The 5,105-nt window shown below is 46.2% G+C and carries 5 protein-coding genes and 1 pseudogene; all 6 read left to right on the forward strand.

The genetic code is table 11. From position 1 onward, the window contains the following. A pseudogene (locus Q0256_RS05485) lies at positions 1 to 363 on the forward strand (4-(cytidine 5'-diphospho)-2-C-methyl-D-erythritol kinase); the annotation flags it as partial. A 125-nt stretch (positions 364 to 488) separates the two neighbouring features. Then, the gene (gene smpB / locus Q0256_RS05490) at positions 489 to 953 is read left to right on the forward strand and encodes an SsrA-binding protein SmpB (protein WP_295151446.1); all 465 of its coding nucleotides are present in this window, start codon (positions 489 to 491) and stop codon (positions 951 to 953) included. A 55-nt stretch (positions 954 to 1,008) separates the two neighbouring features. Next, positions 1,009 to 1,707 carry a TlpA family protein disulfide reductase gene (locus Q0256_RS05495; RefSeq protein WP_297881269.1) on the forward strand — a complete coding sequence of 233 codons (699 nt, stop codon included), beginning with the start codon at positions 1,009 to 1,011 and terminating at the stop codon, positions 1,705 to 1,707. Further along, positions 1,697 to 2,002, forward strand: a complete 306-nt coding sequence (locus Q0256_RS05500) for an ATP-dependent Clp protease adaptor ClpS (RefSeq protein WP_291936640.1) — start codon at positions 1,697 to 1,699, stop codon at positions 2,000 to 2,002. The genes Q0256_RS05495 and Q0256_RS05500 overlap by 11 nt, the downstream gene beginning before the upstream one ends. Positions 2,003 to 2,017: 15 nt before the next feature. Next, on the forward strand, positions 2,018 to 4,399 hold the full coding sequence (locus Q0256_RS05505) for an AAA family ATPase (RefSeq protein WP_297960889.1): 2,382 nt from the start codon (positions 2,018 to 2,020) through the stop codon (positions 4,397 to 4,399). Beyond that, positions 4,399 to 5,082 carry a leucyl/phenylalanyl-tRNA--protein transferase gene (gene aat / locus Q0256_RS05510; protein ID WP_297949207.1) on the forward strand — a complete coding sequence of 228 codons (684 nt, stop codon included), beginning with the start codon at positions 4,399 to 4,401 and terminating at the stop codon, positions 5,080 to 5,082. Before Q0256_RS05505 ends, aat begins: the two co-directional genes overlap by 1 nt. Positions 5,083 to 5,105: the final 23 nt, after the last annotated feature.

A 5,105-nucleotide genomic window follows, 5' to 3' on the forward strand; every position in this document is an offset into this window, starting at 1 on the left:
CAAAATATCGGCGCGGACGTCGCGTTTTTTGTTAGCGGACTTGAGGCCGCAAACGTGCGCGGTATCGGCGAGATCATCGAGCCTTTCGAGGACCGTCTGCCCGCGATCGAAATTTTAACGCCCGCGATCTTTTGCTCCACCGGCGCGGTTTATAACGAGTTTCGCGCAAGCTTTATGCAAAATATAAATGCCGCGCAGGCGCAAGAGATGTTGCGTTTAAGCAGCGAGCAACTGCTAGAGCAATATGGCGGCTTTCAGCTAAACGATCTTTTCGCGCCGTGCATAAAGCTATATCCGCAGATGAGCAAGTATCGCGATATGTTTCTAAGCGGCAGCGGCAGCAGCGTGTTTTTCTTAAAATAAGAATTCCAAGGCGCGCGGTTAAAATTTAAAAGCTAAATTTAAAGATAAAATTTAAAATTCGCTCGCCCGCTTTTAAATTTAAGCAAAAACGGGCTAAGCTTAGGGTCAAATTTAGAAGGAAAAAGATGAAAGAACTGAGTAAAAATCGCAAGGCATTTCACGATTTTACGATACTTGAAAGCTTTGAAGCGGGCATCGTGCTAAAGGGCAGCGAGGTCAAAGCTCTGCGCGCGGGCAGGGGCAATCTCAAAGATAGCTTTTGTCGCGTGATCCGCGGCGAGCTGTTTTTGCTAAACGCGCATATCAGCTATCTTGAAAGCACCAACGCCCACTTTCGTCCAGACGAAGGGGCAGTGCGAAAGCTTTTAATGCACCGAAAGCAGATCGATAAGCTTCTGGGCGCGGTTAGCAAAGAGGGCCTTACCATCGTGGTTTTGTCGCTGTATCTCAATGATAAAAACCGCGTAAAGGCGCGTATCGCTTTAGCAAAAGGCAAAAATCTGCACGACAAGCGCGAATCGCTAAAGCGCAAGGAAGCCGACCGCGAAGCGCAAAGCGCGATGAAGCGATACGACAAGCATTCATTTTAAATTCACAAAACTTTGGTTAAAATGCGGGCTTAAATTTAAACCCGAAGGAAATGCAATGAAGAAATTTTTACTATCATGTTTGGCGATTTTTGTTTTAAGTGGCTGCGGAGATGATTCGCAGAAAAAGACGGGCTCTGCGGGCGAGAATCCTGCCGCGAGCGAGAATCAAATGGCAAAAAATTCCGCTCAAGATAAAAATGGCGAGCGTATTGGCGGAGAAAGTGGCGAGGAGGTAGCTTTTACGCCGTTTAAAACGGGCGAGCGCCTTACGCTTAAAAGCGTCGTAGGCGGCGAGGTAACGATTGAGCGGACAGAAAAGGGCTTTAAGCTCGCGGACAGCGATAAAATTTTAATGTTTGATATTTTCGGTACTTACTGTCAGCCATGCCGCATCGAAGCGCCGCATCTGATGGACTTTCAGCTAAAAAATTCCGCGGATTTTCTGATGGTCGGCTTGATTTATTTCGAGGACATTACCGATGCGCAGGTGATCGAAAATTTTACGAAAAAGTTTAACGCGTATTATTTCATCTCCAATTCAAAACAAAACGAGCGCATAGTGGGTCAAATTTTAAGCGACATCGGTTATCGCCACGCGCTTTCGATCCCTTTTAAGGTAGTACTTAAAGACGGAAAATATCAAAGGCTTACCGACATTAACGAGGGCGATGAGCGGGGCAAGCCATATTACTTAGGCATGGTCGATACTGATGTGATAAAAAGCGATATCGCCAGGATAAAAAATGGCAACTAAAACCGGTGTGCAGATTCACACTCGCGCCAAAACAAAATCTTTCGTGCCTCGTCCGTATAAAGTAATTTTGCTAAACGACGACGTGACGACGATGGATTTTGTGGTTTATATTTTGATGGAGATTTTCGCCAAAAACTTTAACGACGCCGTAGATTTAATGATGAAAGTTCATAAGCAGGGTCGCGCGGTTTGCGGCGCGTATCCTAAAGAGATAGCCGAGTGCAAGCAACAAGCGGTTTTACAAGCGGCAAAGGCCGCAGGATTCCCTCTTAGATGTGAGATCGAAGAGGATTAAATTTAAAGGAAAGCAATGATAGGATTTTTTTTAAACAAACATTTTGAACAAGCAATCAGCGTCGCAAACGACGGCGAGGACGAATATATCACCACTTCGCACGTAGTTTATGCGATTTTTAAATACAATAAGCCCTTCCATGGGCTCATCGCCAAAGAAATTCCGGATATTAACTACCTAAATATCTTGGATAATCTGGGCGGGCTTTTGGATATGATGCCTAAATCAAGCGGCAAGGCTCCGGCGCAGACGATAGAATTTAAGCAGTTCTATACTGAATTAAATAACGCTAAAGAGCCTAAAAATGAGCTTGATTTTATGCTTAAAATTCTAAATGATAAGGAAAACGACTGCACTAAAATTTTAAATCACTACGGTATCAATGCCGCGATTTTTGAGCTCATCGTGCGAAAGTACAAATCCGCTTTCGATCACCGCGATGAGGTCGTTTCTCGCGACGAAGCCGCAGCGATTAAGCTAAACTCATACGATATCGATGATATCACGCATGCGATGAATTACGACGAAAGCCGCAGGCAGTGGCAGAATACGGAATTTGAGCCTGCGTTTGAGGGCGAAAAGGACGCCATAAACGAGCGCGATATTAAAAAGGACTCGCCTAGCTCACTTTATACAGCGAATCTCAATAAAATTGCGCTTGAAGGTAAGATCGATCCACTCATCGGACGCGAAAAAGAGATCGAAAAGACGCTGCAAACCCTCTGTCGCCGCAAGAAAAACAATCCTATCTTAGTGGGCGAGGCAGGAGTTGGTAAAACCGCGATCATCGAGGGTATCGCGCTAAAAATCGTCCGCGGCGAAGTGCCAGAAAAGCTAAAAAACAAGGTAATTTACGCCCTTGATGCTGGCGCTCTGATCGCAGGCACTACGCTACGCGGGGAGTTTGAAGAGAGGCTAAAGGATCTCATAGACGAGTTTAGCGCCAATCAAAACGCGATTTTATTTATCGATGAAATTCACACGATCGTTGGCGCCGGTACCGGTAATCGCAACGAACTTGATATGTCAAACATCCTAAAACCTTCGCTTGCAAGCGGCGAGCTATCGGTCATCGGCGCTACTACATACGGCGAATATCGCTCGTTTTCGCAGGATAAAGCGCTTAGCCGCAGGTTTTGTAAGATCGATGTAAGCGAGCCTAGCATTGACGATAGCGTCGAAATTTTAAAAGGCGTAGCCAAAAAATATGAGGAATTTCACGGCGTGAAATTTAGCGATGAAATTTTACGTGATAGCGTAACGCTTGCTAAAAAATATCAAAGTGATAAATTCCTTCCCGATAGTGCCATTGATCTCATCGATGAGGTGGGCGCGAGCTTTGCGTTTAAACCGCACGAAGCTCCGCTTGAAATCAGTAAGGACGATTTAGTAAATACACTTTCGATTAGCGCGAATATTGCAAATTTAAGTAGTAGCGTCGATAATAAACAGGTACTAAAAAATCTGGAAGCCAATATCAAGCGTGAAATTTTCGGTCAAGATGAGGCGGTTAGCAGCCTTTGCAAGGCACTTTTGCGCTCTTACGCGGGGCTCGGCGCCGAGACATCACCGATCGGCGTATTTTTGTTCGCAGGTAGTAGCGGCGTGGGCAAAAGTGAGCTAGCCAAGGTCTTAGCCGCGCAGCTTGGAGTGCATTTTGAGCGCTACGATATGAGCGAATATATGGAAGCTCACAGCGTCTCTAGGCTCATCGGAGCACCTCCTGGATACGTGGGCTTTGAAAATGGCGGAATTTTAACGAATAACATCAAAAAGCATCCATATAGCGTCATTTTATTTGATGAGGTAGAAAAAGCTCATCCTAGCATGACGAATATTTTTTTAGGAATTTTCGATAACGCAAGTCTTACCGATAACAACGGCGTTACGACCGATTTTAAAAATACGATCATAATAATGAGCTCGAATTTAGGCACGAAAGAAGCGCCGCAAGTTGGATTTACGAAGGACGAGAGCTATAAAGTAGATAGTGCCATAAAAAGCTTTTTTGCGCCAGAATTTCGCAATCGTATCGATAAAATCATAAATTTCAACCGCTTAAGCGGCGAAATTTTAGAAAAGATCGTGGATAAAACTATCGGTGAGCTGGAGTCGCAGCTAAAAAACGTAAAGATTAGCCTAAACAAGGAAGCAAAAGATTTGATTATCTCGCGCGGCTATTCGGACGAGTTTGGCGCGCGAAATTTAAAGCGCGAGATCAGCTCTCAGATCAGCGATCATATAAGCGGCGAGCTGCTTTTTGGCGCGCTGCAAGAGGGCGGCTTAGTTAGCGTGAGCGTAAAAGATGGCGAGCTAAGCTTTAGCTTTACTTCTACGCCTTTGCCGCAGATAGAAAAAAAGCAACCCGCACTAGCTCAAAGCAGTGTCGTTAAATAATGGCTCGGTTTTACGATTTTCCAGATCCTATGGATGCGCCCGATTTTGCGCCGCTTGCAAGTGGCGGCGATCTGAGCGAGGACTGCTTGCTTAGCGCTTATAGCGCAGGGATATTTCCGTGGTTTAACGAGGATGAGCCGATTTTATGGTGGTCGCCCGATCCGCGCGCAGTGCTTGATCCGCGCGAAGTGCGCGTGCAAAAGTCCATCAAGCCCTATCTTAAGCGATATGAAGTGAAATTTGACGCGAATTTTAAGGGCTTCATCGAGCGCTGCAAAGACGTGCGAAAAAAAGAGAGCGACGGCACGTGGATCAGCGAGCAGATCGTGCAGGCTTACTCGCGTTTGGCAGCAGACGGCTACGCTCACAGCGTCGAGGCGTACGAGGACGGCGAGCTTGTGGGTGGGCTATACGGGCTAATTTTTGGGCGGGTGTTTTGCGGCGAGAGTATGCTGAGCCTAAAGAGCAACGCTTCGAAAGTCGCGCTGATTAGGCTTTGTGAGGTGCTTGCAAATTTCGGCTTTCTAATCGACTGCCAGATTATGAACGAGCATCTGAAATTTATGGGTGCTAAAGAGATGCCGCGAGCGGAATTCCTCGCTCTATTTGCTGAGCTTAGTGCGCAAGATAGCGGCTTTGAGCGCTTTGCGGATCTTAAAGTTCCGCGCGGAGCGCAGCATTGAGTCAAAGCTTGAGATGCAGCAGC

Origin of the sequence: uncultured Campylobacter sp., assembly GCF_937949835.1 — a bacterium.
Lineage (GTDB): Bacteria > Campylobacterota > Campylobacteria > Campylobacterales > Campylobacteraceae > Campylobacter_B.